A 26,791-nucleotide genomic window follows, 5' to 3' on the forward strand; every position below is an offset into this window, starting at 1 on the left:
TCCGCCCGGGACAAGATCACGTTTTGTATTTTTCCGGCGGATCTGATGGAGATCTTAAGCGCAAGTGATTGAAATCGCGGTCTCTTAGCGGGCAGTGGCTAATTCATTCCGCCGCCAGCCGGCCCTCCAGAAAGGCGCCGGATTGCCGCTTCCAAAGCTGGGCGTAAAGGCCCTCGTCGCGGATGAGGTCTTCGTGCCTGCCTTCTTCGACAATGCGGCCGTGGTCGAGAACGATCACCCGGTCGAGGGCAGCGATAGTGGAGAGGCGGTGGGCGATGGCGATCACCGTTTTTCCTTCCATCAACTGTTCGAGATTGTCCTGTATCGCCGCCTCGACCTCCGAATCGAGGGAGGAGGTGGCCTCGTCCAGGATCAGGATCGGTGCGTTCTTCAGCATCATGCGTGCGATGGCGATGCGTTGGCGCTGTCCGCCGGAAAGTTTTACCCCACGCTCGCCCACATGGGCATCATAGCCGCTGCGGCCGGCAGGGTCCCGCACGCCCATGATGAAATCATGCGCGCGGGCGCGCTTCGCCGCCGCGACGACATCCGCATCGCTCGCCCCCGGCCGGCCATAGGCGATGTTGTCGCGGATCGAGCGGTGCATCAGGATCGGTTCCTGGCTGACGACCCCGAACTGGCTGCGGAGAGACGCCTGCGTCACCTCGCGGATATCCTGCTCGTCGAGCAGGATGCGCCCGCCCTCCACATCGAAGAGGCGCAGCATCAGATTCACGATGGTCGTCTTGCCGGCGCCTGAGGGACCAACCAGCGCCACGCGCTCGCCGGGCTTGATGTGGAGGTTCAGGCCCTCGATGATGCCGCCCTCGCGACCGTAGTGGAACGAAACATCATCGAAGCGGATGTCTCCCTTGGCCGGCGGCATGGTGCGGGCATCGGAAGCATCGCGGATCGCGGGCGGGCGCGAAATGGTGCCGGTCGCGTCCTGCACCGTGGCGTAGGACCGGATGAGCCCGTTGATGTTGAACATCACATAGCCCGACATCTGGTTGAGCCGGAACATGAGGCCCATTACGGTCGCGATCTCACCGGTGCTGGCGGTGCCGTTCATCCAGCTCGTCACTGAAAGCGCGCCCACGGCCGTGATCATGATACCGTTGATGATAGTGATCGCGGCGCGCACCCGCGTGACCGCGCGCCCCAGCGCCCAGATGGCGTTGAGCAGGTTCATCATGCTCTCGCGCACATAGCCGTGCTCGCGCCTGCCGCTGTCGAAGAGCTTGACGGCCATGATGTTGGTGAAAGCGTCGACCATGCGGCCGTTCATCGCGGAGCGTTCGTCGGCCGTGCGCCGTCCAGCACGCCGCAGAGGCGGCAGCAGAAGCCGCGCCACGGTGAGATAGGAGACAAGCCAGACAAGGAGCACGACCCCCATCAGCGGATCGAGCGTGGCAAGAATGGTGCCGGCCAGCACGAAGAAGGTGAGGAAGCTCCACATGGTCTGTAGAGTGGAGGTGATGAAGTCGCCGGTTGCTTCCGCGCCTTGCAGGATCTTCGTGGCGATGCGGCCGGCGAAGTCGTTCTGGTAGAACTCGTATGGCTGCTCCATCACCCGCCGGAAGGCTTGCCAGCGCACGCGCTGATAGAAGGCGGGGGAGATTACCTGCTGTTCCACGATCGTGTTGGCGACCATCACCAGCGAGCGCACCACGAGGACAAAGAAGGCAAGCGCCGCCAGCTGCGGCCAGTGATCGGAAAGAAAAGTGGCGGGGGAGGAGCGGTCGAGCAGATCCACAAGCCATCCGAGAGCCCAATAGAGCCCGGCGTCCACGATGGCCGCGAGGGCTCCCGCCACCAGAAGCAGGGCAAAGGGCAGTTTTGCCTGTTTCGCGAAGAAGAGGATGAAGTCGCGGGCGTTCTCCGGCAGCACTTCACGGTCGGTGTCGCCGAAGGGGTCGATCACCCCTTCGGCACGCCGCCAGAGCCGGTTGCCGAGATCGCGCCTGAGATCCTCTTCCGCGTTCACTCGGCTGCCTCCGCCGGCTCGAGTTCCAGAAAGCCGCCCGACTGCCGCCGCCAGAGCTGGGCATAAAGACCACCTTTGTCGATCAGTTCCTCATGCGTGCCTTGTTCGAGGATGCGGCCCGCGTCCATCACCACCAGCCGATCCATGGCGGCGATGGTGGAAAGGCGGTGGGCGATGGCGATCACGGTTTTTCCTTCCATCAGGCGGTAGAGATTCTCCTGGATGGCCGCTTCGACCTCCGAATCGAGCGCGGAGGTGGCCTCGTCCAGGATAAGGATCGGCGCATCCTTCAGCATCACGCGGGCGATTGCTATGCGCTGGCGCTGGCCGCCGGAGAGCTTGACGCCGCGTTCGCCCACATGGGCATCGAAGCCCGTGCGCCCTTTGATATCGCGCAGGGCGTGGACAAAATCCAGTGCAGCGGCGCTTTCCGCAGCCCTTCTCACCATTTCGTCATCGGCGTCTGGCCGGCCATATAGAATGTTGTCGCTGACGGAGCGGTGCAGCAGGGATGTGTCCTGCGTTACCATGCCGATCTGCGCGCGAAGCGAATCCTGCGTTACCCGCGAAATATCGGTCCCGTCGATCAGGATGCGGCCGCTTTCAAGATCGTAGAAGCGCAGCAGAAGGTTGACCAATGTCGACTTTCCCGCGCCCGAGCGGCCCACAAGCCCTACCTTCTCGCCGGGCTGAATCGTCAGCGAGAGATCGTCGATGACCCCGCCCTTCTTGCCGTAGTGGAAGCGGATGCTTTCGAAGGTGATCTCACCTTTGGGGACGACGATCTCCTTCGCCTCCGGTTCGTCCTCCACGACGCGCGGCTGCGAGATGGTACCTATGCCGTCCTGCACGGTGCCGATGTTTTCGAACAACATCGTCATCTCCCACATGATCCACTGCGACATGCCCCAAAGCCGCATCACAAGCGCTATCACCACCGCGACCGCCCCGACGGTGACGATCTCGTTCAGCCATAGCCAGAGCGACAGGGCTCCAACGACGAAAAGGCAGGCTGAGTTCAGCATATAGAGCAGGCCGTAGAGACCGGTGATCAGCCGCATCTGGCGATAAGCCGTATCGAGGAAGCCGTTCATGCTCTCGCGCGCATAGGACGCCTCGCGGCGCGCATGGGAGAACAGCTTTACGGTCTGGATGTTCGTATAGCTGTCGACGATACGGCCGGTCATCAGCGAGCGTGCGTCTGCCTGTTGCTGTGAAACCTTGCCCATGCGCGGAATGAAATGCCGCAAAAGCAGGATGTAGCAGACGAGCCAGACCGCAAGCGGGGCGGCCAGGCGGTAATCCGCCGCGGCTGCGATGATCAGCATGCCGGTGAAATAAACCGTCACGTAATTGAAGACGTCGATCAGCTTGATCACGCATTCGCGTACGGCAAGCGCCGTCTGCATCACCTTGGTGGCGATGCGGCCGGCGAACTCGTCCTGATAAAACGCCATGGACTGCTTGAGCAGGTAGCGGTGCACCTGCCAGCGGATGCGCATGGGATAATTGGGCATCAGCGTCTGGTGCAGCAGGAACGAATGAAGCCAGACGATGGCGGGCAGGAAAAGGAGCACGACCAAGGCCATGCCGGCGAGCTTCCAGCCCTCGGTCTGAAGAAATGTTGCCCTATCGTGCTGCGACAGCCAGTCGACGATGTTTCCCAGAAAGGCAAACATCAAGACCTCAGCGATGGCGATCATCGCCGCGACGACGGCGGATGCAGCGATATAGGGCCACGCGCCTTTCGTGAAATGGAGGCAGAAGGCGACGAGAGTCTTTGGCGGCTCCTGCGGCTCTTCTGCCGGGAAGGCATCAAGGCGCTGTTCAAACCAGCGAAACATCATTCAATCCTCGAAGTCTAACGGTGCCCTTTGCGCGGGGTGAGTGGTGCGCCGGGCTTGCTGTTCCTGATCCGGGGTGCGGCCTGTTCCTGGACGGGCGGCTTCCTGCCGCCTGTTTCGGGGGGAGCCTTCGACCCGGGATGACCCAATTGCGGCCTTGTGCCAAGCGCCGCGGCGAAAGCTCCTGACAGGGTCATGGCGGGAGCGCTGCCGACCGTAACCGGAGGAGCGGCGGCTTCGGCCAAAGAGACCAGGTTTTCAGGAGCCTTGGGCTCCTTGGGGAATTTGGCAGACATTTGCGAATCCTTGAGAATTTCCGGAACGGGTTCCGGCGGATTCGCTCTTACGTCTGTGAAGTCTGGAGAAGCTTCGGAACGAAAACCGCCGTCAGGCCGCGTGCCCAAGCCAGGGCCGCGGGCAGGTAAAGGAAATCATTCGGATATCCATGTCTGCCTCCGACGGTTTACGTTTCGGTAGCCGGCGTTATATCCATTCAGGCGCGACATGGCCAGACGCTTTGGCAAGGCAGTGGTGCCTCAACCGCCGGCTGTGGCTTTCGCGTGACAGTAAGGGACAACATGCCGCAACTGGGCTTCCGTATCGCACTTTTCCAGCCCGACATTCCGGGCAATACCGGCGCGATACTGCGCCTTTCGGCCTGTCTTGGCCTGGCCGTCGACCTGATCGAGCCGGCCGGCTTCGACCTTTCCGACCGCGCACTGAAGCGGGCGGGCATGGACTATCTGGAGCTTGCCGCGCTTCGGCGCCATGCCTCGTGGGAGGATTTCAATAGCTGGCGGCACCAGGAAGCGCGCCGGATCATCCTGTTCACGACGGCAGGAACGGTTCCTTACCAATGTTTTTCTTTCCGGGACGGGGACATCCTCATGTTCGGCCGGGAATCATCCGGCGTGCCGGATCATGTCCACAACGCAGTCAATTATCGCCTGGTCATTCCAATGAAGGAAGGAACGCGCAGCCTGAATGTGGCGATGGCCGCCGCGATGGCCTGCGGTGAAGCGGTGCGGCAGGTGCGCTGAGGCTTCCCGCAGGAAGGTATCAATCCGCGCTCGGCAGGCGCCGCATGGTGAATTCGATCACATCGCCCGGACGCTCGGCCCAGCTTTCGATTTCCGTCCAATAGGCCTGCTTGGGCCAGCGCTCCAGCCATTCGCGGGCCTTGGCGCGCGCTTCCTGGCGCGGCAGAGCGAAGGTTTCGCGTACAAATCCGTCGCGCGGCAGGCGCTTGGCTTCGCCCTTTGCGCGCTTTTTGTCGAGGCTGCGCTTAAGCCCTTCAAGCGGTGGTTTGGCGGGTACTCGCACAAAAGAACTCCTTGACCCGGCACATAAGGAGATTAGGGATCGCACCGTGAAATTGCGAGTCATTTGTCGCCGCCAGTGGTCGGGGAGGGCGGCGCATAAGAGGAACGCCATGGAACAACCCCATATCCCGGCGGGACTGCCCGAAGACGTCGAAAACAAGAAGGAAGCGGCGCGGGCGTGGTTCGAAACGCTGCGCGACAAAATCTGCGCCGCGCTGGAAGGATTGGAGGACGAGCTTTCCGGCCCTCATTCGTCCTATGCTCCCGGACGCTTCGAGCAAACGCCCTGGCTGCGCCAGGAGGGCGCGGGCGGGGGCGGCGTAATGTCCATCATGCATGGCCGCGTGTTTGAGAAAGTGGGCGTGCACACCTCAACCGTGCATGGGGAGTTTTCGCCCGAATTCCGCCGGCAGATTCCGGGAGCGGAGGAGGATCCGCGCTTCTGGGCCTCCGGTATTTCCGTTATCGCCCACCCGCAAAATCCTCATGTCCCCACAGTGCATATGAACACGCGCATGGTGGTGACAACCCGGCAATGGTTTGGAGGCGGGGCCGACCTCACGCCGATGCTCAACCGCCGGCGCAGCCAGGAGGACCCGGACGCAATTGCCTTTCACAAGGCAATGCGTTTCGTCTGCGAACGGCACGCAGCGGTGGCCGACTACGAGAAATTCAAAAACTGGTGCGAGGAATATTTCTTCCTGCCGCACAGGAACGAGCCACGCGGGATCGGCGGCATTTTTTACGATTGGCTCAAGAGCCCGGAAGAGAATGGAGGGTGGGATGCGGATTTCGCCTTCACCCAGGATGTCGGGCGCGCCTTTGTGATGGTCTATCAGCACATCGTGCGGAAGAACTTCAACACCAACTGGACCGAGGCCGACCGGGAAGAACAGCTCATTCGCCGCGGGCGCTATGTCGAATTCAACCTGCTCTACGACCGCGGCACGATTTTCGGGCTCAAGACCGGCGGGAATGTCAACTCTATCCTGTCCAGCCTGCCGCCCGTGGTGAAGTGGCCGTAGGCATCAAGCCTTCAGCATTGCGAGCTTGAGCCCAAAGCCGACGAAAATCGCTCCGGTGATTGCTTTCAGCCAGCGCTGCACCCAAGCTCTTCTGCCAACCCCCTTGAATACGGAGAAGAGCAGAACGAGGCTGGAAAACCAGACCACATTTGTGAGTGCGTGGATCGTCACCAATACGAATCCCCATTGGGCTTCCGCTCCGATCGGGATAAACTGGGGGAAGGCCGCCAGGTAGAACATCGAGACCTTCGGGTTCAGTGCGTTGGTGAGGAAGCCTTCCGCCACTGCGCGGGCGAGGGTGCGGCGGCTTTTGGCCGGTGCGATATTCGCTGGGCCAATTCCCTTCCATGCCTGCCAGAGCGCCTTTAAGCCGACATAGCTGAGATAGGCGGCGCCCAGCATCTTGACGATAAAGAAGAGCTCCGCGGACTGTACGAGAATGATTGAAATGCCGAGCACTGAAAGGGTTCCGTGCAGGTAGAAGGAGGCGAAGAACCCGGCGATGTTGGCGAAGCCCGCCGCCCTGCCCGAGGTCGGAACGGTTTTGGCGATCAGAACGCCGTTCGGCCCCGGCGAGAGGACGAGAAGGGCCGCGACGATGGCAAAGGTGACGATCTCTAGCAGACTCATCGGAGATTACCCTTCAAGTGCCGGATATCGACCCGGTTGTTCGGAAGTCGAATTCACGGGAATGATGACATTCGCTCCATCGCGCACCATATTGCGGGTTCGCAATTCCGTCGAGATTTGGTGCGAAAAGAGATTTCATGCTGCGTCCTCCAGGCTCCGGAAACGTCCGTCTTCCGCAAACCGGGATCGGCGCGCTCGACTACGAGCTCGCCGGGGAGATGGCGGTCTCTCTCGGAAATGCCGGAAAACGCGCCGAGGAAAGTCTTGCAAGGCTTGCGGCGCACGCGGGAGGGGAGGCGGAGCGCCGCGATCTTCTGCGTGAAGCTGCAGACGCGGTCTACGCCTATTTTATCCAACGTGAGCTATGTGGCCTGAAGCGGCATGACGACATTGTGCGTCAGATGGCGATCCCGCGCGCCGTTCTGGCGCGGCTTGGCGCTCGTTAAAGCCTTATGCGCGTTTGAATCCGCCCGGTTTGGGTGCCGCGCGGCATTTTCCCCGCGACAATCTGCCCTGTCGTCCAAGGGCGTCTGGACAAGTCCAGGCGTCGAGCATAGAAACCAACGCCAATTGCCGGGGGAACACGTCCGCTCGTCGCGGAGACACTTGATGGGCGCGTGATTTTCCTCGCTTCTTCCGGCAGGCATGAGGTGAAAGGACCACAGTCCCGTGAGCGATACCGATTCGACCCACATCCCGGAACACAGCCGTCGCGATTTCCTTTACGTAGCCACCGGCATGGCCGGGGCCGTCGGTGCGGCTGCAGTCGCATGGCCGTTCATCGACCAGATGCGTCCCGATGCCTCCACGCTCGCTCTGGCGTCCATCCAGGTGGATGTGTCGGCCGTGCAGCCTGGCATGTCGCTGACGGTCAAGTGGCGCGGCCATCCCGTTTTCATCCGCAATCGGACCGAGCAGGAAATTGCGGCGGCACAGGAAACGCCGCTCGATCAGCTCAAGGATCCGGTCGCGCGCAACGACAACCTTCCGGCCGATACGCCGGCGACGGATCTTGCGCGTTCGGCAGGCGAGGGCAAGGAGAACTGGCTCGTCATGATCGGCGTGTGCACCCATCTTGGCTGCATTCCGCTTGGCCAGTCGGGTGAGTATGGCGGCTGGTTCTGCCCATGCCACGGTTCGGTCTACGATACGGCAGGGCGCGTCCGCGGTGGACCTGCGCCGGAAAACATGGCCATTCCGGCCTTTCAGTTCATCTCCGACACGGTCGTTCAGATCGGTTAGGCGAAGGGGGCGCATTTCATGAGCGGTGGACATTCTACCTATACACCCAAGACGGGCTTCGGCCGCTGGATAGACGCCCGCCTTCCGCTGCCGCGTCTCATCTATGATTCTTTCGTGGCCTATCCTGTGCCGCGCAACCTGAACTATGCCTATACGTTCGGCGGCATTCTCAGCCTTATGCTGGCGGCGCAGATCCTGACCGGCGTGGTTCTTGCAATGCACTACGCGGCAAACACCGAGCTCGCATTCGGGTCGGTCGAAAAAATCATGCGCGATGTCAATTCCGGCTGGCTGCTGCGCTATCTGCACGCCAACGGCGCCTCGTTCTTCTTCGTGGCGGTCTATGTGCACATCTTCCGCGGCCTCTATTACGGTTCCTATAAGGCGCCGCGCGAGCTGCTGTGGATCCTCGGATGCATCATTTATCTTCTCATGATGGCGACCGCCTTCATGGGCTATGTGCTGCCTTGGGGCCAGATGAGCTTCTGGGGCGCGACGGTGATCACCGGTTTCTTCTCGGCCATCCCGCTGGTCGGCGACTGGATCCAGCAGCTGCTCCTCGGCGGGTTCGCGGTGGAAAACCCCACGCTCAACCGCTTCTTCTCGCTGCATTATCTGCTGCCGTTCATGATCGCGGGCGTCGTCATACTCCATATCTGGGCGCTGCATGTCACGGGGCAGACCAATCCGACCGGCATCGAGGTGAAGCAGAAGACCGATACGGTGGCCTTCACGCCCTATGCGACCATCAAAGACGGCTTTGCCATGGTCGTGTTCCTGTTCGTGTTCGCCTATTTCGTCTTCTACATGCCGAACTATCTCGGCCATCCCGACAACTATATCGAAGCCGATCCGCTGAAGACGCCGGCCCACATCGTGCCTGAGTGGTACTTCCTGCCCTTCTACGCGATGCTGCGCGCCATCACCTTCAATATAGGCCCGATCGACTCCAAGCTCGGCGGCGTGCTCGTGATGTTCGGCTCGATCGCACTGCTGTTCCTCACGCCATGGCTGGATACGTCCAAGGTTCGCTCCGCGGCCTACCGGCCCTGGTACAAGATCTTCTTCTGGCTGTTCGTTGCGGATGCCATCCTGCTGGGCTGGCTTGGCTCTCGTCCGGCGGAAGGGCTTTATGTGGCGATGGCGCAGATCGGGACTCTTTACTACTACGCCTTCTTCCTGGTCGTCATGCCGGTTCTCGGTTTGATCGAAACGCCACGCCGGCTTCCCAACTCGATCACCGAGGCGGTGCTGGAGAAGAACAAGGCCGGTTCCTTGGCCGCCCAGCCGGTCAGCCAACGCTAAGCGATGCGCAAGGGGATTTTGGAAATGAGAATGTTTCTCCACGCTCTGGGGGCTCTCGGGCTTGGTCTTGCGCTCGCCACCTCAGCCGGGGCTCAGGAAGAAGAAGCGACGCCGCATTATCCGCTGCACCATCCCGAACCGCAGGAATGGTCTTTTGCGGGGCCGTTCGGAACCTATGACAAGGGGCAGTTGCAGCGCGGCTTCAAGGTCTATCGCGAGGTTTGCTCCGCCTGCCATTCACTCGACATGGTGGCGTTCCGCAACCTGGAGGCTCTGGGCTATTCGGATGAGCAGGTGCGCGCCATCGCGGCCGAGTACCAGATACAGGATGGTCCGAACGAGGCGGGCGACATGTTCGAGCGTCCCGGCACGCCTTCGGACTATTTCCCGTCGCCATTCGCCAACCCGGAGCAGGCAGCGGCATCCAATAACGGCGCTCCCCCACCCGATCTATCGTTGATCGCCAAGGCGCGCGGCGTGGAGCGCGGGTTCCCGACCTTCATCTTCGATATCTTCACGCAATACGCCGAAGGCGGGCCGGACTACATCCATGCTCTGTTGACGGGCTATGACGAAGCCCCGCCGGAGGGGCTCCAGGTTCCTGAAGGCACCTATTACAATCCTTATTTCATCAGCGGTCCGGCTCTTGCCATGCCGCCTCCGATCTCCGACGGCCAGGTGACCTATGACGACGGGGCTCCTGAAACGGTCGATCAGTATTCCCGCGACGTCTCGGCATTCCTGATGTGGGCTGCGGAGCCGCATCTGGAGGCACGTAAGCAGACCGGCTTCACGGTGGTGATTTTCCTGCTCCTTTTCGGAGGGCTGGTCTATCTCACCAAACGCAAGATCTGGGCCGAACTGCACTAGCAGTAGGCCTGAAATCGGAACAAAGGGCGCCGAGTGGCGCCCTTTTCTTTGCCGGCAGGAAGAGGCACAAAAGGACAAACGGGGGACTTGGCCTCAATGAAACAGTCGCTTGAAGATACCCTACTGGCCGCCATCCGCACCATTCCCGACTATCCGAGGCCGGGAATCCTCTTTCGCGACATCACTACGCTGCTTGGTGACGCACGCGCCTTCCGCCGGGCCGTGGATGAACTCGTCCATCCCTATGCCGGCGCGAAGATAGACAAGATCGCAGGTATCGAGGCGCGCGGCTTCATCCTGGGCGGTGCCATTGCCCATCAGCTCTCCTCGGGCTTTATCCCCATCCGCAAGAAGGGCAAGCTCCCGCACGAGACCGTGCGCGTCGCCTACAGCCTGGAATACGGGCTCGACGAGATGGAGATGCACATCGATGCCGTCTCGCCGGGCGAGAAAGTCATCCTTGTCGACGATCTGATTGCGACGGGCGGGACGGCGGAGGCTGCCGTGAGGCTCTTGCGGCAGATGGGAGCGGAGATTGTGGCTGCATGCTTCGTCATCGACCTGCCGGATCTCGGCGGCCGTGCAAAGCTGGAAGCGGAAGGCGTGGATGTGCGCACGCTGGTTTCGTTCGAGGGGCATTGAACGGTTCCGGGTTTATTTGGTAACGAGCGACCTATCGACCCAAACGAGAACCGAACTTTTCCGTGTCGGCCGACTTTGGTCACAACAGCATTTGTGACGCGATCGCGGCGATAATGATCCCGATCCGATCACTGCAAATCTGAAACTCGGCCCGCGTGTTCTATACGAAAGGGAGGCGGTTGAGTTACCAGCAGATCTTCATCTTCGCACTGTTGGGCGCGGTGTTCGGCTTTCTGGTGTGGGGAAAGATCCGCTATGACCTGGTCGCCTTTACCGCCCTCATCGTCGGCGTGATGGGCGGTGCGGTCGAGCCCGGCGATGCGTTTGCCGGGTTCGGCCACGAGACAACGCTGATCGTCGCCTTCGTGCTGATCGTCTCGCGCGCGATGATCAATGCCGGAGTGGTCGAGATGATCGCCCGGTATGTCATCTCGGCCTCTCGCTCGCTGTCGGCCCATATCGGCGTGATGGCTGTGATAGGCGCGGCGCTGTCGGCCATCATCAACAATGTCGCGGCCATCGCAATCCTGATGTCGCTCGACATCGAGGCGGCGAAGAAGGCCCAACGCTCTCCCTCGCTCTCGCTAATGCCGTTGTCCTACGCCACTATTCTCGGCGGCATGGTGACGATGATCGGGACACCGTCCAACATCGTTATTGCGCAGTTCCGAGAGCGTGCTCTCGGCGAGCCCTATTCGATGTTCTCCTTCACGCCGGTCGGCCTGGTCGTCGCCGTCGCCGGCATTGCCTTTGTGGCGCTGGCCGGCTGGCGCGTCATCCCGCAACGCGAAGGCCAGGCAACGGCCACGCTCGAACCAGAAAGCGACCTGTTCGTTGCCGAGGCGCAGGTTCCAGAAAACTCCGAGGCGATCGGCAAGACCACCGGTGATTTCGCCGAACTGGGCGACGAGCATGACGTTACCGTGCTTGGGCTGGTCCGCGGCGGCAAACGCCTCGCTGGCTTTGCCAGGCGCGAGACGATCCGCAAGGGCGACTTCCTTGTGCTCGAAGGCGAGCCTGCTGCCGTCGAGGCCTTCGCCGGCGCGGCGAAGCTCGATCTGTCCGGACAGGATGAGCATGGCGGGTTGACGGGTAAGTCGATGAGTCTGGTCGAAGCGATTGTGCCGGAAACGGGCCGCGCCGTCGGCCGCTCGGCAATGGACCTCCGCCTGCTCGCCAATCGTGGCGTGACCCTCATTGGCGTTTCAAGGCGAGGTAAAAGGTTCCGGGAGAGGGTGCGCAAGCTGACGCTCCAGCCGGGCGACGTACTGCTCCTGCTCGGGCCCGAGCGGCGGCTTTCGCAGGCCACGGAATGGCTGGGCGTCCTGCCCCTTGCCGACAGGCAGCATACCGTCATCCAACGGCGCAAGGCGTTGCTCGCCATCGGCATTTTCGTTGCCGGTGTGGGCGCCTCTGTCGCCGGCCTTGTCACGCTGTCAATCGCGCTCGCCTGCGTCGTAGCGGCCTATGCGATGGTCAGCATTGTTAATGCGCGCGAGATCTACGAATCGGTGGACTGGCCGGTGATCGTGCTGCTCGGCTCGCTCATTCCGCTCGGCGTGGCGTTCGACGAGGCCGGCGGAACCGAACTCATCACCGCCGCCATTGTCGGCCAGACTGACGGGCTTCCCGCCTGGATGATCCTCGCTGTCGTCATGATGGTCACGATGGTGCTTTCCGATTTCCTGAATTCGATCGCCACCTCCCTGATTGCCGCTCCGATCGCAGTCGGTGTGGCCCAGGGTGTGGGCGCATCGCCCGACGCCTTCCTGATGGGCGTGGCTGTTGCCGCGACCTGCGGCTTCCTCACGCCGATCGGCCACAAGAACAACACCATCATCATGGGCCCTGGCGGCTACCGTTTCGGCGATTACTGGCGCCTCGGCGCGCCGCTGGAAATTCTCACCATTGCCGTCGCAGTCCCGGCGACGCTATTCTTCTGGCCGGTGTAGAGAAGGCCCATCCGCCGCCTTGAACAGGGTCCTTCTACACGACCTTCAGGAGGACGGCGCTTTCGAATTCCAGTACTGCCTCGCCGCGGCTGTTGAAGGCGCCTCCCTTCTGGGAGACCAGCCGCCATCCCGGCCGGGATGCAAGCGGTCTGTGGCCGAGTATCGTCCGTGTGAAAGTTATCGTGTCGCCGGCATAGACGGGCCTAAGCCATTTGAGCTCGGAGAAGCCGGGGGAGGGGCCGAATTCCGGTCGAGGGCCGGAGCCCGTCCAGGTGACGGCGCTGTCAAGGAACGCGAGATTGTACCGCATCCACATGGTGCATGTGTGCCAACCGGAAGCGCAGAGGCCGCCCAAGAGGCTCTTCCTTGCCGCCTCTTCGTCCATATGGAAAGGCTGGGGATCATATTTCGCCGCAAAGTGCTTGATCTCTTCCGCGGTAAAAGTGTGGCTGCCGAGCGTGACCGCTTCGCCGACCTTCAGGAAAGCATCCAGGTTCATTCGGCAGCTCCGGAATCGCGCAGGCTGAACAGGATCGGATTCTCACATTCCATCACTGCTTCGCCGCGCTGGTTTCTCACCACGTGACGAAAGGTAACGACGCCAATCCAGGGGCGCGATTTCAACCGCCGCCTAGCAAGAACGGTGGAGGTTCCACTCAATATATCGCCGGCCAGAACCGGCTTTATCCAACGCATTCCGGTAATTCCCGGCGAGCCTTGAGACGTTGAATCAAGAAGAAAGGAATCGCACATCATCCGCATGAAGACGGAGCATGTGTGCCAACCGGATGCCGCCAGGCCGCCAAGCAGGCTTTTGCGCCCGGCCTCCTCGTCCAGGTGCATCGGCTGTGCGTCGAACTCGCTCGCAAATTCAATTATTTCTTCGCGCGCCATAACTCGGGAGCCGAGGTCGAACACCCGGCCCTCCGTCATGTCCTCATAGGCCCATTGCTTGGTCATTCGGGAATCCTCGACCAGACCCGGTCTTCGGGAACGTAGCGCGCTTTACACGTTGAATTTGAACAGCATGACATCGCCGTCCTGCACGACATAGTCCTTGCCTTCGTCGCGCGCCTTTCCGGCCTCCCGTGCGGCGGTTTCGCCGCCCAGCTGCACGAAATCGTCATAGGCGATCGTTTGCGCCCGAATGAAGCCGCGCTCGAAATCCGTATGGATCACGCCGGCTGCCTGAGGCGCCTTGGCTCCCTTCTGCACGGTCCAGGCTCGGGCTTCCTTCGGGCCGGCGGTGAAGAAGGTTATGAGGTCCAAAAGCTCATAGCCGGCACGGATGAGCCGGTCGAGCCCGGGCTCATGCAAGCCCATGGCTTCCAGATACTCGGCAGCTTCCTCTTGAGGCAGCTGGGCCACCTCGGCCTCGATCGCGGCGGAGATGATTACGGTCCTGGCGCCCTGTGCCTCGGCCATTTTCTCGACGGCCGATGTGTGAGCATTGCCCGTCGCCGCGTCACCTTCTGCGACATTGCAGACATAGAGCACCGGCTTGGAAGTAAGCAGGTTGAGCGAGCGGAGGATCCGCATTCCCTCCGGGTCGAGCTCCGCCGCAACGAGGCGTACCGGCTTGCCGTCCTGAAGCAGCTTGAGCGCTTCTTCCATTACGGGAAGGATGGACATAGCCTCCTTTTCCTTGCCGGTGGCGCGCTTCCTGACCTGCACGATGCGCCGCTCAAGGCTTTCCAGATCCGCCAGCATCAACTCGGTTTCAACCGTATCGGCATCGGCTACCGGATCGATGCGGCCCTCCACATGGGTGATGTCGTCGTCCTCAAAGCAGCGCAGCACATGCACGACGGCGTCCACCTCGCGAATATTGGCGAGGAACTGGTTGCCGAGCCCTTCGCCCTTGGAGGCGCCGCGCACGAGGCCGGCAATATCGACGAAGGAAATGCGCGTCGGCACGGTCTCCTTGGATGCCGCGATCTCGGCGATCTTTTTCAGGCGCGGGTCGGGCACGGCCACCTCGCCCGTATTGGGCTCGATGGTGCAGAAGGGATAATTCGCGGCCTGGGCGGCAGCTGTCTTGGTCAGCGCATTAAAGAGCGTCGATTTGCCGACATTGGGCAAGCCGACGATGCCGCATTTGAAACCCATGGATTATCTGTCCTGTCGTTTTTGGTAGCCGTTCAAGTAATGCTGGGAGGGGCTATGGGCGAAGGAACCGACCATCGTCAAGCCCGGAAAAGCTTTCAAATCCTGCCTTTGGCCTTCCGGACTTATTCTTTACCGCCGAAGAGCTTCTTCAGCATGGCGGCCATCGGGCCGCTTGATGGAAGTTCCGCCGGCGGCGCCTTTGGCCGCGCCTGGCGGATGTGGCTGCGCCCCTTCTGAGCCGGTTTCTCGCCGGCCATCTCGATGTCCGCAGCCTTACCCTGCACGGCTAGGCTGGCCTTGTTCATGAAGCCGGACTCGTCGCCCGTGATGAGCAAATCGACATTTTCCGCCATCGCATCGAGCAGCGGATCGAGCCAGGCATGATCGGCCTTGGCAAAATCGCCGAGCACATGGGGCGTAACCCGCGCCTTATCACCTGGATGGCCGATGCCGATGCGCACGCGGCGGTAATCCTGACCGCAATGGGCGTCAATGGATTTAATGCCATTGTGGCCGCCGCTGCCGCTGCCGCGCTTCACTCGCACCTTGCCGGGAGCAAGATCAAGCTCGTCGTAAAATACAATTATGTCGGACGGCTGAAGCTTGTAAAAGCGCATGGCCTCGCCGACAGCCTGGCCGGAAAGGTTCATGAAGGTCTGCGGCTTCACGAGCAGCAGTTTTTCGGTGCCGACCCTGCCTTCGGCTACGAGCGCGCTGAATTTTTTCGACCAGGGCGAAAAGGAATGGCGGCGAAAAATAGCATCCGCCGCCATGAAGCCGACATTGTGCCGGTGGTTTTGGTATTGCGGACCCGGATTGCCGAGCCCAGCAAGGAGAAGCATGGATTGCCTCCCATGGGGAGGGGAGGATTACTCCTCGCCCTCTTCCGCCTGTCCCGCTTCTGCTTCGCCGCCTTCGGCTCCCTCGGACTTCAGGCCGGCGGGAGCAGCGACCGTGGCAATGGTAAAGTCGCGGTCGGTGATGGTGGGGACAATGCCTTCCGGCAGCTTCACCGCAGAGATATGCACGGAGTCGCCGATATCGAGCCCGGTCAGATCAACTTCAATGAAGTCAGGAATGGCATTGGCCGGGCAGGTGAACTCTACCTCGTGACGCACGATGTTGAGCACGCCGCCACGCTTGATGCCCGGCGCTTTCTCATCGTTGATGAAGTGAACCGGCACGTTCACTGTCACCACCGTGTTCTTGCCTACGCGAAGGAAGTCCACATGCATGGCGAAGCCGCGGACCGGATCGAGCTGATAATCCTTCGGCAGGACCTGGATCTTTTCGCCATTCAGATCGATCGTAGCGACGGTGGTCCGAAAACCGCCCGCGTGAATACGCAGGAACACTTCCTTGTAGGGAAGGGTGATCGAGAGCGGGGGCTGCTTGTCGCCGTAGATTACGGCGGGAATCTTGCCGTTGCGCCGAATTGCCCGGGCGGACCCCTTACCGACCCGTTCGCGCGCCTCGGCCGTCAGTTCGTATGACTGGCTCATGGCTTTACCTTTTCTTTGCGGAGCGCTTTCGGGCCTGCGAAGCCGCAAACCCCGAAAACGAGAAAGCCGCCTGCAGCGCTCGCAGCGCCCGGCCGGCCTCCATCCGCGCTGCCTCCAAGGGTGTCTGCACGGACCGCGCGTCTATAGCGCAAGCCCTTTGGGGGCGCAAGTCCGGGACTTCTTCCCTTCAATCCTTCCTGAGACGTGCTACCTCTATTGCATCTGTGGAGTATCCGCCATGGCTGTCCGCATCGTCCGTCTGGGGTCATCTCGTCATCCGGGGGAGGGCGTCCGCATCGGCACTGTCCGGCGCCCGCCTCGCGGCGTGCGAAAGGAGCGCTATGCGGCGGATGACTGGTACGATGTCTGGTACCCGGAGCTTTCGCCCAGTCCCGAACTGGTGTCCCGCGCCCAGGCAGCGCTGACGGAAAGCGAATGGAAAGCGTTCTCCCGCGCATTCCGGGCAGAGATGAGCGAACCGGCAGCACGGCACACGCTCGATCTCCTGGCGACGCTTTCAAATAAGGCGGATTTCTCGATCGGCTGCTATTGCGAAGATGAAGCGCGCTGCCACCGCTCCATCCTGCGGTCTCTCCTGGCCGAGCGCGGCGCGGCGATCGAGTAATGTCTTAGTTGAAGAGGCTCGAAACCGATTCTTCCGAAGCCGTCCGCGAGATTGCCTCTCCGATTAGGTCGGCGATCGTTATGGCGCGGATATTATGGGCGGCTTCCACCGACGAGGTCGGCTGAATGGAGTCCGTTATCACCAGTTCCTTGAGCTTCGAACCGGTGATCCTTGCCACGGCTCCGCCCGAGAGCACGCCATGGGTGATATAGGCCGTAACGCTCGTCGCTCCATTGGCGATCAGTGCTTCGGCAGCGTTGCAGAGCGTGCCGCCGGAATCGACGATATCATCGATCAGCAGGCAATCCCGGCCATGAACGTCGCCGATGACGTTCATCACCTCCGACTCGCCGGGACGGTCGCGGCGCTTGTCGACGATGGCGAGCGGGGCATCGATGCGCTTGGCGAGCGCGCGGGCGCGCACGACGCCGCCGACATCGGGGGAAACGACCATCACGTTTTCAAGCTTGTAATGGGCCTTCACGTCACGCGCCATGACCGGCACCGCGTAGAGATTGTCCGTCGGAATATCGAAGAACCCCTGGATCTGGCCGGCATGGAGGTCAAGCGTCAGCACGCGGTCGGCGCCGGCCTGGGTAATCAGATTTGCCACCAGCTTGGCGGAGATCGGAGTGCGGCCCGAAGTGCGGCGGTCCTGCCGCGCATAGCCGAAATAGGGAAGCACTGCCGTGATGCGGCGGGCCGAGGAGCGGCGGAATGCGTCGATCATGATGAGCAGTTCCATCAGGTGATCGTTCGCCGGATAGGAGGTGGACTGCAGGACGAAAACGTCCTCGCCGCGCACATTCTCCTGGATTTCGACAAAGATCTCCTGATCTGCGAAACGGCGGACCATCGCCTTGCCGAGTGAAATGTTGAGGTAGCGGGCAATGGCCTCGGCCAGCACCCGGTTGGAATTGCCCGCAAAAAGCTTCATGGAGTGATCCCGGCCGACGCCACGTTTCAATCCGGGCTTTTAGCGGCGTTGCCAATGATTGCAAGGGCGAATAGCCGATACACACTTCGTTTGGTGCGGCTGAGAGCTCTGCTTGTTCAAATACCACTAACCGTTGGTTGCATTCAGCGGTCGACTAATCGTTGCTCATGTCCGTGTCGAAGTTCCTTGAAGCCAGGCGGCCAGCTCGTCGATCGTCCGATCGGCGACGGCGTTGATATTGGCGGCGTTCACCGCCGTCCAGCCTTCGCCGGTACCGCTGGCCTTCTCCTGTCCCTGGATACGGTGCAGGCGGTTGCCCGCCGGATCAAGCACATCCCAGACGAAAATGATGGTGGTTCCTTTCTCGTCATTGATGGTCGAGAAATATCCCTTCAGAACATGGGTAGCGGCTTGGCCCTCGGAGGAGATGGTAAGGCCGCGCTGCCTCCCGCGCGCGGAGAGGCGGCTGGATAGCGGTTCCAGCGTTTCGGCCGCGGCTCCGATTACCGGTGCGAACTGGATACGGGCATTGCGTGCGATCGCGGCCACTGACTGGCCTGTCTGCGCACCGACGGTGCTTTGGTCCGTTAATGTCGTGGTTGTGGGCGCTGTTGTGCCTGCGCTGCCGGGCGGGGGGAGGGCTTGCGCGTCAGAGGACGGACTGGAGGTCTGAGATGCTACCCGTGCAGCGCCGGCAGTTGAGAGATCGATCGCGTCCGTTCCGCTGCATCCGGCAGTTGCAGCCGCGAGCATCAGAAGCCATGCCCTTGTTTTCCCGCGCACCATTTTTATCCCCGCGATGATAGCCCCCCGAGGCATTCCATCCCTTTCAGCTCCTACTTTATGATTAAATCGAGGCCATGGCGAGAAAGCATTTCCGGTGAGGAGTCGGTTGTAAGATAGGTGCGCCCCAGGCACATGGCGGTGCCTGAATCGGAGTCCATGATGATCATGTGGGCAAAAAGCGTCATGTCCGGCGCAATCGGCTCGGGATTGCCCGCGTAGAACATCTGCGGTTCCATCCATGACGGCGAAAAACGCGCGCCCAGCGAATATCCACAGGCATTCAGCCGATGGCGCGTCAGATCATGCGCTTCCATTACCTTCGCGTGGGCATCGAAAACGTCGCCGAAGGTTTTTCCCGGCGCCATCACCTTTTCGCAGGCAAGAAGCGCGGCCTTTGCGGCCTCGAAAAGCTCCTGATGGCGCCGCGAAGCCTTGCCCGTGAGAACAGTCTGCATCATGGCGGCGTGGTAGTGATGATATACGCCGGCCCATTCCAGCGTCAGCTGGTCGTTTTTGCCGAGTTTCCTTCGCCCGGCTTTATATCGGCACAGCAGCGCGTCGGCGCCCGAGCCGATGACGAATTCATTCCCGGGATAATCCCCGCCGCCCGCCAGGATCGCACCTTGCATCGCGGCAAGGATAGCCGCCTCGTCGCCGCCCTGCTTGATCAGCGGAGCCGCGGCATCCAGAGCCTCGTCGGCCAGCCTTGCAGCGTCCCTTACCTTTTCGATTTCAGCCGGGCTTTTCAACAGACGCAGCCGGGGCACGAGGTCGGACGCATCCTCGATCTTGGCAAAGGTCTGGAGCTGCTCATCTAAAAGCTTGCCGTTCCTGGCGGTCAGCCCGTGCGTGTCATATTCCACACCGATTCGCATGCCGAGCAGGTCGAGGTCGTTCAGGAGGTTCCGCAGATCGAGTGCGGGGTTGGCGCCGTAACGATCGTTCCAAACGATGATATTGTCGATGATGGATGTATGCCGCGCCTGACGCAGATCGGCAGAACGCGTGAGCAGAACCATCGAGCCGTCGGCTTTCACCACCAGGCATTGGAAGAAGCAGAAGCCGAATGTGTCATAGCCGGTCAGCCAATACATGCTGTCCTGGGCGAAGAGCAGCATGGCATCCAGTTTGCGTTCCGACATTTCTATGAGCAGCCTGTCGCGGCGTGCGTCGAATTCGGCACGTTCGAAATGCAAGGCCATCAGGATACCTCCAGGCAAATCGCCGAGATCTGGCGTCCGTAGTCCGGTTCGCCGCGGTGGGCGGCCCTGCGGTAGGAGAAGAAATCGTCCTCCTGCGCATAGGTGCAGCGCCCGAGCGCTTCGGCCTTAATCCCGGCCCGGGTGAGACGGTCTATGGTGTAGAGATTGAGGTCGAACAGCGCGTGGCCGGACTTGCCGGAGTCCCGGAAATAGCGGGCGTTATCCTCGTCCGCCCCGATGAAGCGCTGTATATATTCCGGCCCGACTTCATAGTTTTCCTGGCTGATCGAGGGGCCAAGCACGGCTGCGATATGCTCTCGGCGGGCGCCGAGCCGTTCCATGGCGTCGATCGTGTTTTCAAGTATACCGGTCAAGGCGCCTTTCCAGCCGGCATGGGCAGCACCGATCACCCCTGCCTGCGTATCCGCAAAGAGAACCGGCCCGCAGTCGGCTGCAAGCACGCCGAGCGCAACACCGGGCTTGCGCGTCACCAACCCGTCGGCATTGGGGCGGGAATCGATGGGAAACGGATCCTCGACCGTTACCACTTCCGCCGAATGGCATTGATGGATTGTAACCAGGCGCTCCGCCGGTACACCCATGGCCGCAGCCACCCGGCGCCTGTTTTCACGAACCGCTTCAGGAGAATCGGTCGAGCCGAGGCCGACATTGAGGCTGTCGAAAATCCCTGTGGATACACCGCCGCGGCGGGTAAAAAAGCCATGCCTTACACCCCCGGCACGAGCGCCAAGGAGGGGTGACCGGACGGGCTCCGGTCTGGTCATGTCAAGCATGCGCTGCCTTCCGGTCTGTTTCGGAGCGCGGATCGTGGGGGAAGGAAAGGGGCAATGTCAATCAGGTTTGATCTTGCAGTCTAATGCTCTCGACAGCCAACGCGTGGCAGCTATCTGCAACCTCGCCTAAAATGGCGGCACCTCGATTCCCACCGGCAGAACCGCCATCGCCTTGAACAATTCCCCCATCTCCTGCGGCCCTGCCAGTCTTTCGACCTCACCCCGTATGCGTTGCTGCTCCTCGGCGCTCTTGCCGGCGCCGAGCCGCCCGGCGCGTTCCAAAAGCCCGAGATCCAGCAGGAATTCGCCTTGCGGCATCAGCCTGGTTTCGAGCCCGTGCGTGCGGGCGACACTGCCGAGGGCTGCAAAATCGACATGCGCCGTCAAGTCCGCCTCGCCGGGGTGGGCGAGCGGGTCGTCATAGGCATGGCGCCGCACCGCCTGCAATGTGTCACCCAGCGCGGGATCGCTGTACCCATAGTCGATGAAAAGTCCCGCGCCGAACTGCCGCGACAGCCGCTCCGCGATCACGTCCATCAGCGCCTCGCGGGCGGGTGCAGTCTCGAAGATGGTGCCTTCAGGCGCTTGTTCCGCGTCCTTCGGCAGAAGCGAAGGATCAAGGGCGCCCGGACCGATCCCAAAAGCGAGCGCGCCGTCGTCGGTGTGCCCCACCACGCGCTCGCGCCAACCGGCAGGCGTCTTAACGTACTCCTTTATTGGCACGGCGTCAAAAAGCTCGTTGCCGACGATGAATAGCGGCCCGTCCGGCAGATCTTCCACGCGCGAAAACCAGGCCGGTTTTGCCTGTGCCTCTTCCAATGTCTTCTTCTGAATAGCTGTCAATCTCGGGCTTACTTCGATCATGGCGAAGCGGTGCGTGCTCACGAGCTGTGGATCCAACTTAGAGAGCGTGCGCAGGATATCCTTCATCAGAGTGCCGCGCCCGGGACCGATCTCGGCGAAAAGCGGGCTATCCGGTGTGCCGCACGCCTTCCAGGCAGCATATAGCCATACGGCCACAAGCTCGCCGAACATCTGGCTCACCTCCGGCGCGGTGGTGAAGTCGCCGGCAGCGCCGAAGGGCTCGCGCGTGGTGTAATAGCCGTCATCCGGGTCGAACAGGCAGAGCGCCATATAGGCGTCGATGCCCATCGGGCCGGTTGCCTCAATGAGCCGAAGGATGCGCTCGTGCAGCCTCGTCATATCTCCTGCCGTGCCGGGGCCGGCTTGCGCGCTGTCAGCATGGCCCAGATCCCCGCGGCGACCATCGGTATCGAAAGCACCATGCCCATCGTGAGCCAGCCTCCGAAGAGGTAGCCAAGCTGCGCATCGGGGACACGGAAGAACTCCACAAAGATGCGCGCCAGTCCGTAGCCGCAGATGAATGCCCCACCGATGAAGCCCGGCGTCTTGAGCTTCAGCATTCCATGGGTGAGCACGCGCAGCACGAGGAAAAGAACCAATCCCTCGAGCGCTGCCTCGTAGAGTTGGCTCGGATGGCGCGGCAGCGGCCCGCCATCGGGGAAGATCACGCCCCAGGGCATGTCCGTCGGCCGGCCCCAAAGCTCGGAATTGATGAAGTTTGCGACCCGCACGAGACCAAGGCCTACGGGAGTGGCGGCCGCGACCGTGTCGAGCATGCTCCATGGATTTATGCTGCGTGAAAAGGCGAACAGCACCATCGCGGCAATCGTGCCCAGCATGCCCCCATGGAAGGACATGCCGCCCTGCCAGATCGCGAAAATATCCAGTGGATTGTCGATGTAACGCGGCAGATCGTAAAAGAGGACATAGCCGAGCCTGCCGCCGAGCACTACGCCTGCGGCGGCCCAGAGGACGAAGTCGTCAAGATCCTCAGGCTTCATGGGCGGGACGTTGTTCGCCCAGAGCCTCGGCGTGCTCACGAGGCGCTTGGTGTACCACCATGCAAAGAGGATACCGGCCACATAGCCCAGCCCATACCAGTGCACCGCAAGGGGACCGATCTGGAATATAACCGGGTCGATGTTCGGGAAGGGCAGGGCTGTCAAAGGCAGCAGAAGATAGTCGATCAAGCGTGCCTCCTGTCCTGGTCCTGGCCCCGCGAAGCTATGGGCAAGCATTGCGGCGCGGTCAAGTCCGGCGCATGATGGCTTGCATTCGCGGCTGGCCCGTCTTACGTCAAATATCAACAGGAGCACCGACATGACCAACGGCCCCAACCGGATCCTCGATGAGTTCGCGAAGATGGTGACCGATGCTGCCGGGGCCGCCCAGGGCGTGCGCCGCGAATTCGAGAATCTCTTCCGCGCCCAGGCGGAACGTATGCTCAACTCCATGGATCTGGTTCAGCGGGAAGACTTCGAGACCGTGCGCGAAATGGCCATCAAGGCCCGGGAGGAAAACGTGGCGCTTCTTGCCCGTATCGAGCTCCTCGAAGCGAAGCTGGCCGCCGCCTCGACCACGGATTCTGCCATTGGCGGCGCCAGCGGCTCCACGCGTTCAAAAAAATAGTTATCCTCATCCAGCCTGTGAGCAACGGCAAAAAACGCTGGCGTGAGAGTCGGTTGCGTTGCAGTTTGCATCGAGCTTAGAAGCTTGACTATCCACACAGACCGGCGAGATGGAGAAAAAAGGGCTGGTCAGGCGTTCCACGATCAATAGACTGAATTTGCTTGATGATTCGAATTGATCATCGGTCGGGCTGGGGCGGGCCCTGTCGTGTGTCTTTGCGTGTTCACGCTCCGCTCAAGTGTCGTACTCGGTCGCGTGCCTGAACCGCATGTGTCACATGGCGGGCGTCTGACGGCGCTCCCGAAGAATGGGAAAGCAGATTTATGAGCCTTCTTGAATTCGACATGACCCGTGGCGCCCATCCTGTGGACGTTATCGAGCATGTCGCCCACTCGAACGACTGGAGCTTCGAGCGCAATGGCGACGACGAAATCGCCATTGCCGTGGCCGGCACCTGGACGGATTATCACGTCTCCTTTTCCTGGATGGAAGAGTTCGAGGCCCTTCACGTTGCCTGCGCGTTCGATCTGAAGGTGCCGGAGAAGCGGACGCTAGAGGTCATGCGGCTCATCTCCCTCATCAACGAACAGATGTTGTTCGGCCATTTCGACCTGTGGGAGCGCGAGGGTGTCGTCATGTTTCGCCAATCGCTGGTGCTCGCCGGCGGGCTGGAACCGACGGGCCAGCAGGTCGAGGTAATGCTCAACAGCGCCCTTGAAGCCTGCGAATGCTACTATCAGGCTTTCCAATATGTCATCTGGTCCGGCACGAGTGCTCAGGACGCGCTGAACAGCGTGCTGTTCGAAACCTTCGGCACCGCCTGAGAGAAGCGATGAAGCGGGCGCCTGAGATCGCCTACGCCGATTTCGAAAAGGTCGATATCCGTGTTGGCACGGTTGTCGAGGCCGAGTCGTTCCCCGAGGCGCGAAAGCCAGCCCTTAAGCTGAAGATCGATTTTGGGCCGGATATCGGCGTGAAGAAGTCCTCCGCCCAGATCACCGTCCACTATACGCCACAGGAACTTATCGGGCGGCAGGTGATGGCGGTGTTGAATTTTCCGCCGCGCCAGATCGGCAGGTTCATGTCCGAAGTGCTCACGCTCGGCTTTGCCGATGAAAAGGGAGCCGTTGTGCTGGCGACGGTAGACAAGCGCGTGCCTAACGGCAGCCGGCTGCACTGATCCTGTCGGCAGGTCCAATTCTCCACACCTTCCTTACCAGATGATGCGGGATCGCCCGGCCGAGGGAACGATTTCATGGCCCGTGGCGTTCGTCACCGCATTTAGGAGAGCAAGAGTGGAAACCGCGGTCGAGCTCACAGCAAGCGCGCGTCTCTTCGCCGAGCGGGCAGAGCTTTTTCCACAACTGGGGCGCCTGCAGCTGGACGAATGGGTGTCCAAGGGAGACCTTATCGAAATTCCCTCTTCCAGCCAGGCGGAGACATTCGTCGTGCTTGCCCGCCGAATTCGCATGGCTGAAGATGGAAGCCGCAAGCTCATATTCCTGCTCGATCATCCCATGCGTTCAGCTTAGGGCATCGCCATCTTAAGGCGATCAGGTATGGAATGCATGCCTTCGGCAATATCACCGGCAGCACTCGCCCCCAACGCAAAGGTCCGCCACGCGAAACGCTGCGGGCGGACCTTTGTCAGCTCAGAATAAAGGTTGAGCGCGTCCGAAAGCGGGACGCGGCTTAGCTCCTGCTGGTGCCTGCACCGTTAGCATTGCCGGTTGGTGCATTCGCTGTGGCGGCCGGCTGGTTCTGCTGCACTTGCGGCTGCTGTTGCGGCTGGGCGGTTAGCCCCCTGTTGCGCACATCCCTGACGGTGTTGACGCTATCGGCGGGCTGGAATGCGATTGGGTACAGTCCGGTCGCTGGGCCAATCTTGGGCATTGCTGATTGCCTTCACTGGAGGATTGCCGAAATTGAGATGGGAAAACCTGTCTCAAGCAAAGACTCTCAGATCGAAAGCCAATTGCGGTATAGCTTTTCCAAATCCTCACATGTGCGTGGCTGGAATAGGAACGCGGTATACGCAGTTCAATGGCAATCGTTCTTGCGCATCCTAAGATATGGCGCGGTGGCTTGCCTAGGCCGGTACGCGCACCACGACGCGCAAGCCACCCAGCGGGCTGTCCTCCAGCGTGATGTCGCCACCGTGGCTTCGGGCAATGTCCCGAGCGATGGAGAGGCCCAATCCGGTGCCGCTTTCGTCCTGGTTGCGCGCCTCGTCGAGCCGGACGAAGGGCTTGAAGACCTCCTCGCGCTTGTTCTCGGGGATGCCGGGGCCATCGTCATCGATGGTTACCACCAGCGTCCCGTCAAGGTGGCGGGCATTCACTTCCACGCTCGATGCGTAGCGAAAGGCATTGCCCACCACATTTGAAAGCAGCCTCGAAAAGGCGTTGGGCCGCACATGCACCTCCGGCCTTCCAAGAAGAGATGCCTTGAAAGAGCAGCCGCGCATCTTGGCTTCCTCGTCCATCTTTGCAAGGCAGGAAGCCAGGTCGAACCGGCCGGCTTCCTCCTGCGCTTCACCGCGGGCAAAAGCCAGATAACCCTCCAGCATGAGGCGCATTTCCTCGACGTCCTGATCGAGCGCCTTGATATCGGTTCTGTTGCGGGCAAGCGCGAGTTGAAGCTTGAAGCGGGTGAGGATCGTCCGCAGGTCGTGGCTCACGCCGGTCAGCATGGCCGTGCGCTGCTCGATCTGCCGCTCGATACGCTCCCTCATTTGCAGGAACGCAGTGCCGGCGCGGCGTACCTCCTCCGCACCCCGCGGGTGGAAATCGCTGGTGGGCCTTCCCTTGCCGAAGCTCTCCGCGGCTTCGGCGAGCTGCAGGACGGGGCGGATCTGGTTGCGCAGAAAGGCGACCGCGATGGCAATCAATACCAGCGAGGTTCCCACCATCCAGAGCAGGAAGATGTGTGTGTTGGATGCATAGGCCTGGCTGCGCCGGGCAAAAACTCGCAACACCTTGTCATTCAGCTGGATGCGGATTTCGATGATGTTGGAGTTGCCCACCGTATCGAGCCAGAAGGGCCGGTTGATCTGGCGCGTGATTTCCTGGCTCAGCGTCTGGTCGAGAATGGAGAAGAAGGGCTTCGGCCCGGGTGCGGGGAGGGGACCGGCAGGTTCGATGCTGATCCTCAGCTCCAGCCGCTCCTGGGCAATGCGGATGATGTTCTCGTAATTGTCGCTCTGCGGGTAGGTCTCGATGATGTCTATGATTGCGGCGATATCGCGTGTCACCGCCTCGGAGAGCCGCTGCGTCACCGTCTGCCAATGCCGCTCCATGAAGGAGTAGGCGATCACCGCTTGCAGCAGGATCATCGGGGCGATCATGATAATGAGAGAACGGGCGTAGAGCCGCTTCGGCATATAATGCGAGACGGTGCGCCAGAAACGCCGCCATGCGCGCCGGGTCACTATGATTGCGCGGCGAACGCGTGTGGAAGGGCTGCCGCCTTCTGTGAAGGATAGATCGAATTTCGCCATTTGCACCCTGCGCTGCCCGCTATCT

General features: G+C 61.2%; 31 protein-coding genes. 13 read left to right on the forward strand and 18 right to left on the reverse strand.

Annotated features, from left to right (window positions below):
• Window positions 1–103: 103 nt before the first annotated feature.
• The 3 genes from GNP00_RS11190 to GNP00_RS11200 are packed head-to-tail and all read right to left on the reverse strand — an operon-like array spanning window position 104 to window position 4,127.
• Window positions 104–1,987, reverse strand: coding sequence for an ATP-binding cassette domain-containing protein (locus GNP00_RS11190; protein ID WP_011581508.1), 1,884 nt, complete (start codon window positions 1,985–1,987; stop codon window positions 104–106).
• Entirely contained in the window at window positions 1,984–3,831 is a 1,848-nt protein-coding gene (locus GNP00_RS11195) for an ABC transporter ATP-binding protein (RefSeq protein WP_083764596.1), read from the reverse strand. Before GNP00_RS11195 ends, GNP00_RS11190 begins: the two co-directional genes overlap by 4 nt.
• Window positions 3,832–3,848: 17 nt before the next feature.
• Window positions 3,849–4,127: a hypothetical protein gene (locus GNP00_RS11200; protein WP_041544732.1), complete on the reverse strand. Its 279-nt coding sequence runs from the start codon at window positions 4,125–4,127 to the stop codon at window positions 3,849–3,851.
• A 282-nt stretch (window positions 4,128–4,409) separates the two neighbouring features.
• On the opposite strand from GNP00_RS11200, the gene GNP00_RS11205 reads away from it, so the two are divergent.
• On the forward strand, window positions 4,410–4,871 hold the full coding sequence (locus GNP00_RS11205; protein ID WP_011581505.1) for a tRNA (cytidine(34)-2'-O)-methyltransferase: 462 nt from the start codon (window positions 4,410–4,412) through the stop codon (window positions 4,869–4,871).
• 19 nt (window positions 4,872–4,890) lie between these two features.
• Here the strand turns inward: GNP00_RS11205 and GNP00_RS11210 are convergent, their stop codons facing one another.
• A complete protein-coding gene (locus GNP00_RS11210) occupies window positions 4,891–5,154 on the reverse strand; it encodes a hypothetical protein (RefSeq protein ID WP_011581504.1) in 264 nt (87 codons plus the stop codon).
• A gap of 109 nt (window positions 5,155–5,263) precedes the next feature.
• On the opposite strand from GNP00_RS11210, the gene hemF reads away from it, so the two are divergent.
• Complete coding sequence (gene hemF / locus GNP00_RS11215; protein WP_011581503.1) at window positions 5,264–6,178, forward strand: oxygen-dependent coproporphyrinogen oxidase; 915 nt, start codon at window positions 5,264–5,266, stop codon at window positions 6,176–6,178.
• Between the two features lie 3 nt (window positions 6,179–6,181).
• Here the strand turns inward: hemF and GNP00_RS11220 are convergent, their stop codons facing one another.
• Complete coding sequence (locus tag GNP00_RS11220; protein ID WP_011581502.1) at window positions 6,182–6,808, reverse strand: LysE family translocator; 627 nt, start codon at window positions 6,806–6,808, stop codon at window positions 6,182–6,184.
• A gap of 137 nt (window positions 6,809–6,945) precedes the next feature.
• Between GNP00_RS11220 and GNP00_RS11225 the strand changes: the two genes are divergently transcribed.
• The 6 genes from GNP00_RS11225 (at window position 6,946) to GNP00_RS11250 (ending at window position 12,819) form a co-directional block, all read left to right on the forward strand.
• Window positions 6,946–7,254 carry a DUF6665 family protein gene (locus tag GNP00_RS11225; protein WP_011581501.1) on the forward strand — a complete coding sequence of 103 codons (309 nt, stop codon included), beginning with the start codon at window positions 6,946–6,948 and terminating at the stop codon, window positions 7,252–7,254.
• Window positions 7,255–7,477: 223 nt separating this feature from the next.
• Window positions 7,478–8,050, forward strand: coding sequence for a ubiquinol-cytochrome c reductase iron-sulfur subunit (petA, locus tag GNP00_RS11230; protein WP_011581500.1), 573 nt, complete (start codon window positions 7,478–7,480; stop codon window positions 8,048–8,050).
• 18 nt (window positions 8,051–8,068) lie between these two features.
• The gene (locus tag GNP00_RS11235; RefSeq protein WP_011581499.1) at window positions 8,069–9,355 is read left to right on the forward strand and encodes a cytochrome b; all 1,287 of its coding nucleotides are present in this window, start codon (window positions 8,069–8,071) and stop codon (window positions 9,353–9,355) included.
• A gap of 24 nt (window positions 9,356–9,379) precedes the next feature.
• Window positions 9,380–10,225, forward strand: a complete 846-nt coding sequence (locus GNP00_RS11240) for a cytochrome c1 (RefSeq protein ID WP_011581498.1) — start codon at window positions 9,380–9,382, stop codon at window positions 10,223–10,225.
• Between the two features lie 96 nt (window positions 10,226–10,321).
• Window positions 10,322–10,867: an adenine phosphoribosyltransferase gene (locus tag GNP00_RS11245; RefSeq protein ID WP_011581497.1), complete on the forward strand. Its 546-nt coding sequence runs from the start codon at window positions 10,322–10,324 to the stop codon at window positions 10,865–10,867.
• Window positions 10,868–11,046: 179 nt separating this feature from the next.
• A complete protein-coding gene (locus GNP00_RS11250) occupies window positions 11,047–12,819 on the forward strand; it encodes an SLC13 family permease (RefSeq protein WP_011581496.1) in 1,773 nt (590 codons plus the stop codon).
• 34 nt (window positions 12,820–12,853) lie between these two features.
• Here the strand turns inward: GNP00_RS11250 and GNP00_RS11255 are convergent, their stop codons facing one another.
• From GNP00_RS11255 to GNP00_RS11275, 5 genes are all read right to left on the reverse strand, one after another.
• A complete protein-coding gene (locus GNP00_RS11255) occupies window positions 12,854–13,318 on the reverse strand; it encodes a MaoC family dehydratase (RefSeq protein ID WP_011581495.1) in 465 nt (154 codons plus the stop codon).
• The gene (locus GNP00_RS11260) at window positions 13,315–13,779 is read right to left on the reverse strand and encodes a MaoC family dehydratase (protein WP_166016057.1); all 465 of its coding nucleotides are present in this window, start codon (window positions 13,777–13,779) and stop codon (window positions 13,315–13,317) included. Before GNP00_RS11260 ends, GNP00_RS11255 begins: the two co-directional genes overlap by 4 nt.
• Window positions 13,780–13,824: 45 nt before the next feature.
• Entirely contained in the window at window positions 13,825–14,928 is a 1,104-nt protein-coding gene (gene ychF / locus GNP00_RS11265; RefSeq protein ID WP_011581493.1) for a redox-regulated ATPase YchF, read from the reverse strand.
• A gap of 122 nt (window positions 14,929–15,050) precedes the next feature.
• Complete coding sequence (gene pth, locus GNP00_RS11270; RefSeq protein WP_011581492.1) at window positions 15,051–15,770, reverse strand: aminoacyl-tRNA hydrolase; 720 nt, start codon at window positions 15,768–15,770, stop codon at window positions 15,051–15,053.
• Between the two features lie 27 nt (window positions 15,771–15,797).
• The gene (locus tag GNP00_RS11275; RefSeq protein ID WP_011581491.1) at window positions 15,798–16,430 is read right to left on the reverse strand and encodes a 50S ribosomal protein L25/general stress protein Ctc; all 633 of its coding nucleotides are present in this window, start codon (window positions 16,428–16,430) and stop codon (window positions 15,798–15,800) included.
• Window positions 16,431–16,668: 238 nt separating this feature from the next.
• On the opposite strand from GNP00_RS11275, the gene GNP00_RS11280 reads away from it, so the two are divergent.
• The gene (locus GNP00_RS11280; RefSeq protein WP_011581490.1) at window positions 16,669–17,055 is read left to right on the forward strand and encodes a DUF488 domain-containing protein; all 387 of its coding nucleotides are present in this window, start codon (window positions 16,669–16,671) and stop codon (window positions 17,053–17,055) included.
• 4 nt (window positions 17,056–17,059) lie between these two features.
• Here GNP00_RS11280 and GNP00_RS11285 read toward each other — a convergent pair whose 3' ends face one another.
• The 6 genes from GNP00_RS11285 to lgt form a co-directional block, all read right to left on the reverse strand.
• Window positions 17,060–17,992: a ribose-phosphate pyrophosphokinase gene (locus GNP00_RS11285; RefSeq protein WP_011581489.1), complete on the reverse strand. Its 933-nt coding sequence runs from the start codon at window positions 17,990–17,992 to the stop codon at window positions 17,060–17,062.
• 165 nt (window positions 17,993–18,157) lie between these two features.
• Window positions 18,158–18,541 carry a hypothetical protein gene (locus GNP00_RS11290; RefSeq protein ID WP_157038072.1) on the reverse strand — a complete coding sequence of 128 codons (384 nt, stop codon included), beginning with the start codon at window positions 18,539–18,541 and terminating at the stop codon, window positions 18,158–18,160.
• A gap of 287 nt (window positions 18,542–18,828) precedes the next feature.
• The gene (locus GNP00_RS11295) at window positions 18,829–19,980 is read right to left on the reverse strand and encodes a M24 family metallopeptidase (protein ID WP_011581487.1); all 1,152 of its coding nucleotides are present in this window, start codon (window positions 19,978–19,980) and stop codon (window positions 18,829–18,831) included.
• Window positions 19,980–20,774, reverse strand: a complete 795-nt coding sequence (gene pgeF, locus GNP00_RS11300) for a peptidoglycan editing factor PgeF (protein WP_011581486.1) — start codon at window positions 20,772–20,774, stop codon at window positions 19,980–19,982. Before pgeF ends, GNP00_RS11295 begins: the two co-directional genes overlap by 1 nt.
• 126 nt (window positions 20,775–20,900) lie before the next feature.
• Window positions 20,901–21,977, reverse strand: a complete 1,077-nt coding sequence (locus tag GNP00_RS11305; protein ID WP_011581485.1) for a class I SAM-dependent methyltransferase — start codon at window positions 21,975–21,977, stop codon at window positions 20,901–20,903.
• On the reverse strand, window positions 21,974–22,828 hold the full coding sequence (lgt, locus tag GNP00_RS11310) for a prolipoprotein diacylglyceryl transferase (protein WP_049764936.1): 855 nt from the start codon (window positions 22,826–22,828) through the stop codon (window positions 21,974–21,976). The genes GNP00_RS11305 and lgt overlap by 4 nt, the downstream gene beginning before the upstream one ends.
• A 130-nt stretch (window positions 22,829–22,958) precedes the next feature.
• On the opposite strand from lgt, the gene GNP00_RS11315 reads away from it, so the two are divergent.
• From GNP00_RS11315 to GNP00_RS11330, 4 genes are all read left to right on the forward strand, one after another.
• Window positions 22,959–23,267 carry an accessory factor UbiK family protein gene (locus GNP00_RS11315; RefSeq protein ID WP_011581483.1) on the forward strand — a complete coding sequence of 103 codons (309 nt, stop codon included), beginning with the start codon at window positions 22,959–22,961 and terminating at the stop codon, window positions 23,265–23,267.
• Window positions 23,268–23,590: 323 nt separating this feature from the next.
• A complete protein-coding gene (locus GNP00_RS11320) occupies window positions 23,591–24,091 on the forward strand; it encodes a type III secretion system chaperone family protein (RefSeq protein WP_011581482.1) in 501 nt (166 codons plus the stop codon).
• Window positions 24,092–24,099: 8 nt separating this feature from the next.
• Window positions 24,100–24,447, forward strand: a complete 348-nt coding sequence (locus GNP00_RS11325; protein ID WP_011581481.1) for a tRNA-binding protein — start codon at window positions 24,100–24,102, stop codon at window positions 24,445–24,447.
• Window positions 24,448–24,562: 115 nt separating this feature from the next.
• A complete protein-coding gene (locus GNP00_RS11330; RefSeq protein WP_041544730.1) occupies window positions 24,563–24,799 on the forward strand; it encodes a hypothetical protein in 237 nt (78 codons plus the stop codon).
• A 160-nt stretch (window positions 24,800–24,959) separates the two neighbouring features.
• Here GNP00_RS11330 and GNP00_RS11335 read toward each other — a convergent pair whose 3' ends face one another.
• Together GNP00_RS11335 and GNP00_RS11340 are read right to left on the reverse strand one after the other, a co-directional pair.
• Entirely contained in the window at window positions 24,960–25,160 is a 201-nt protein-coding gene (locus tag GNP00_RS11335) for a hypothetical protein (protein WP_041544729.1), read from the reverse strand.
• A 196-nt stretch (window positions 25,161–25,356) separates the two neighbouring features.
• Window positions 25,357–26,766 carry a sensor histidine kinase gene (locus GNP00_RS11340; RefSeq protein WP_011581479.1) on the reverse strand — a complete coding sequence of 470 codons (1,410 nt, stop codon included), beginning with the start codon at window positions 26,764–26,766 and terminating at the stop codon, window positions 25,357–25,359.
• Window positions 26,767–26,791: the final 25 nt, after the last annotated feature.

It is taken from the genome of Chelativorans multitrophicus, from assembly GCF_011317445.1.
GTDB lineage: Bacteria > Pseudomonadota > Alphaproteobacteria > Rhizobiales > Rhizobiaceae > Chelativorans > Chelativorans multitrophicus.

Bases quoted from the DNA above. Each gene is read 5' to 3' on its own strand.
- GNP00_RS11220 (WP_011581502.1), bottom strand. From the start codon at position 6,808: ATGAGTCTGCTAGAGATCGTCACCTTTGCCATCGTCGCGGCCCTTCTC.
- GNP00_RS11320 (WP_011581482.1), top strand. From the start codon at position 23,591: ATGAGCCTTCTTGAATTCGACATGACCCGTGGCGCCCATCCTGTGGAC.
- GNP00_RS11285 (WP_011581489.1), bottom strand. From the start codon at position 17,992: ATGAAGCTTTTTGCGGGCAATTCCAACCGGGTGCTGGCCGAGGCCATT.
- GNP00_RS11340 (WP_011581479.1), bottom strand. From the start codon at position 26,766: ATGGCGAAATTCGATCTATCCTTCACAGAAGGCGGCAGCCCTTCCACA.
- GNP00_RS11305 (WP_011581485.1), bottom strand. From the start codon at position 21,977: ATGACGAGGCTGCACGAGCGCATCCTTCGGCTCATTGAGGCAACCGGC.
- GNP00_RS11245 (WP_011581497.1), top strand. From the start codon at position 10,322: ATGAAACAGTCGCTTGAAGATACCCTACTGGCCGCCATCCGCACCATT.
- GNP00_RS11240 (WP_011581498.1), top strand. From the start codon at position 9,380: ATGAGAATGTTTCTCCACGCTCTGGGGGCTCTCGGGCTTGGTCTTGCG.
- GNP00_RS11195 (WP_083764596.1), bottom strand. From the start codon at position 3,831: ATGTTTCGCTGGTTTGAACAGCGCCTTGATGCCTTCCCGGCAGAAGAG.
- GNP00_RS11200 (WP_041544732.1), bottom strand. From the start codon at position 4,127: ATGTCTGCCAAATTCCCCAAGGAGCCCAAGGCTCCTGAAAACCTGGTC.
- GNP00_RS11275 (WP_011581491.1), bottom strand. From the start codon at position 16,430: ATGAGCCAGTCATACGAACTGACGGCCGAGGCGCGCGAACGGGTCGGT.
- pth (WP_011581492.1), bottom strand. From the start codon at position 15,770: ATGCTTCTCCTTGCTGGGCTCGGCAATCCGGGTCCGCAATACCAAAAC.
- GNP00_RS11260 (WP_166016057.1), bottom strand. From the start codon at position 13,779: ATGACCAAGCAATGGGCCTATGAGGACATGACGGAGGGCCGGGTGTTC.
- hemF (WP_011581503.1), top strand. From the start codon at position 5,264: ATGGAACAACCCCATATCCCGGCGGGACTGCCCGAAGACGTCGAAAAC.
- GNP00_RS11335 (WP_041544729.1), bottom strand. From the start codon at position 25,160: ATGCCCAAGATTGGCCCAGCGACCGGACTGTACCCAATCGCATTCCAG.
- pgeF (WP_011581486.1), bottom strand. From the start codon at position 20,774: ATGCTTGACATGACCAGACCGGAGCCCGTCCGGTCACCCCTCCTTGGC.
- GNP00_RS11325 (WP_011581481.1), top strand. From the start codon at position 24,100: ATGAAGCGGGCGCCTGAGATCGCCTACGCCGATTTCGAAAAGGTCGAT.
- GNP00_RS11225 (WP_011581501.1), top strand. From the start codon at position 6,946: ATGCTGCGTCCTCCAGGCTCCGGAAACGTCCGTCTTCCGCAAACCGGG.
- GNP00_RS11295 (WP_011581487.1), bottom strand. From the start codon at position 19,980: ATGGCCTTGCATTTCGAACGTGCCGAATTCGACGCACGCCGCGACAGG.
- GNP00_RS11315 (WP_011581483.1), top strand. From the start codon at position 22,959: ATGACCAACGGCCCCAACCGGATCCTCGATGAGTTCGCGAAGATGGTG.
- GNP00_RS11280 (WP_011581490.1), top strand. From the start codon at position 16,669: ATGGCTGTCCGCATCGTCCGTCTGGGGTCATCTCGTCATCCGGGGGAG.
- GNP00_RS11235 (WP_011581499.1), top strand. From the start codon at position 8,069: ATGAGCGGTGGACATTCTACCTATACACCCAAGACGGGCTTCGGCCGC.
- GNP00_RS11205 (WP_011581505.1), top strand. From the start codon at position 4,410: ATGCCGCAACTGGGCTTCCGTATCGCACTTTTCCAGCCCGACATTCCG.
- GNP00_RS11255 (WP_011581495.1), bottom strand. From the start codon at position 13,318: ATGAACCTGGATGCTTTCCTGAAGGTCGGCGAAGCGGTCACGCTCGGC.
- ychF (WP_011581493.1), bottom strand. From the start codon at position 14,928: ATGGGTTTCAAATGCGGCATCGTCGGCTTGCCCAATGTCGGCAAATCG.